General features: G+C 41.3%; 2 protein-coding genes. Both read left to right on the top strand.

Going from position 1 to position 2,312, the window contains the following annotated elements:
* Nucleotides 1–446 precede the first annotated feature (446 nt).
* Nucleotides 447–1,826, top strand: a complete 1,380-nt coding sequence (locus E1176_RS02185) for a mercuric reductase (RefSeq protein WP_155208938.1) — start codon at nucleotides 447–449, stop codon at nucleotides 1,824–1,826.
* 72 nt (nucleotides 1,827–1,898) lie between these two features.
* Nucleotides 1,899–2,312 (top strand): peptide-methionine (R)-S-oxide reductase MsrB (gene msrB, locus E1176_RS02180; protein ID WP_155208937.1); only part of this gene is annotated, 414 nt, incomplete at its 3' end.

Raw genomic sequence — 2,312 nt, 5'->3', positions numbered from 1 at the left:
CTTCCTAATCCTCAAAGGCTTAGGAAGGGGGGCTATATTTTTCGATATATTCATCAGACCACTTTGGGTGGTCAGACGAATCCGTAATAACTGATTGATCTCAGGAATTGACCACCCCTTAAGTCATACTGAGTGTAACGAAGTAACTTACTCAGATATGAAATAAGAGTTCCTTTCTCAGATGTGTAATGATAGTTCTTAAAAGTGAGACGTAGCCCTTACCAAGCCTCAAAGGCTTAGTAAGAGTAGTAAGGAGTTATTTAACCTTCCTTATCCTAAAAGGCTTAGGAAGGGCACCTACATTTTAGACTAATTCGTCAAACCACTCAATGTGGTCTTACTATTCAAGTATACAGGTTATCGCTTACCAACAAACAAAGGCAATGTTTTTTGGTTGATAAGAAGGTAGAAAACACGCTACCGTAAAACCCAAAACCAACAATCAAATGACACATTACGATCATATAATAATAGGCTCAGGACAAGCCACAGGTACGCTTTTAGGCAAACTGACTCAGGAAGACGTGAAAATAGCAGTTATAGAAGGAGCCAAAGTGGGAGGTAGCTGCGTCAATTATGGCTGCACGCCTACCAAAGCCCTCGTGGCTTCAGCAAGAGCGATACACATGGCGAAAAGAGGTAACGAGTTTGGCTTCGACTCGGGAGATGTAAAAGTTGACTTCAAAAAAGTGAGGGAGCGCATGAACGAAATTAGAAACGCTTCAAACGAAGGGCTGACTGATTGGCTTGAAGAAAGCGATAAAATCACACTCTATCGTGGTTGGGGCTCTTTTGTTGATGAAAATACAGTCGAAGTTAATGGAGAAAAGATAACTGGTGATAAAATATATATCAACACAGGCACCCGATCAGTTGCACCTGATATTGATGGTTTGGAAGAAGTGCCCTGGCTGGACAATCAAAGGTTGTTGAACCTGGAACAACTACCTGAACATTTGTTAATTATCGGGGGTGGCTATATCGGAATCGAATTTGCCCAAATATACAGGAGATTTGGAGCACAGGTAACAGTGATACAACACGGTCCGCAAATCATGTCTCAGGAAGATGAAGATTTTTCTGATGCCATTAAGGAGTTTTTAGAAGATGAAGGAATTGAGATTCTTTGCGATACTTCCGCAACTGCAGTAAGTAAAGCCAATGGCAAGGTTCAACTGACTGTCGAGAATAATGGCAAAGAAAAGGTGATTTCAGGTTCGCACCTCCTTATAGCTGCTGGTAGAAAACCAAATACAGAAAAGCTTAATCTGGCTGCAGCAGGTATCGAATTGACAGATAAAGGGTATATTAAAGCAGATGATTTCTGCCGTACTAATGTTGCGCATATTTATGCGGTGGGAGATGTAAATGGTAAAGGAGCGTTTACACATACATCGGTTAATGATGCTGAAGTGGTATTAGATCACTTATCTGGAGGCGACAGAAAGGTATCGGATAGAATTAAAATATACAGTTTGTTTACAGACCCACCATTAGGTAGAGTAGGCATGTCTGAAAAAGAAGCTTTGAAAAAAGGGAAACGAGTACTCAGGGCAACTAAACCAATGAGCGAAATTAGCAGGGCAAAGGAAATGAGCGAGACTACAGGTTTTGCTAAGTTATTGGTTGATGCTGAAACGGATATGATACTGGGCGCATCAATACTTGGTCCTGGGGGAGACGAAATCATTAATATGTTTGCGGCTATTATGCACAGCAAAATACCATGTCGCACGTATAGAGAAGTTGTGCTGGTGCACCCAACGGTTTCCGAACTTATGCCGTTTATGCTTGACGGACTAGAAGAAGTAGAAGCAGAGGATTAATAGCCTCGGGAACTCAATTTTGTTAATTAGTAGAAGCAATTATGCTCGATAAAAATTAAACGATTATACAGAATGCTTAATTGGAATAAAGTTTTAGACCTGGCGAAAAATGGAAATTTAGAACCAGAAAAGAAAGTAGTAAAAACCGAAGCTGAGTGGAAAGAACAGCTGACACCTGAGCAATATAGAGTGACTCGTCAACATGGTACAGAGCGGGCATTTAGCTCAGATATGTGTAGCAAATTTGAGCCAGGAGAATATGGTTGTCTTTGTTGTGATACGTTATTGTTTGACTCTGCAGAAAAGTTTGAAAGTGGCACCGGATGGCCATCTTTTTCTCAACCAGTGAAAGAAAATGCCATAGCCTATCATTTGGATACGAGCTTTGGTATGACGAGGGTAGAAGTGACGTGCAACACATGTGCGGCACATCTAGGGCATGTGTTTCCGGATGGGCCTGAGCCGAGTGGTTTGCGATATTGTGTA

The sequence above is a fragment of the Fulvivirga aurantia genome (assembly GCF_009711475.1).
Classification (GTDB): domain Bacteria; phylum Bacteroidota; class Bacteroidia; order Cytophagales; family Cyclobacteriaceae; genus Fulvivirga; species Fulvivirga aurantia.
The sequence above is the reverse complement of the archived record's forward strand: the minus strand, read 5'-3'. Positions and strand labels throughout refer to the sequence as shown.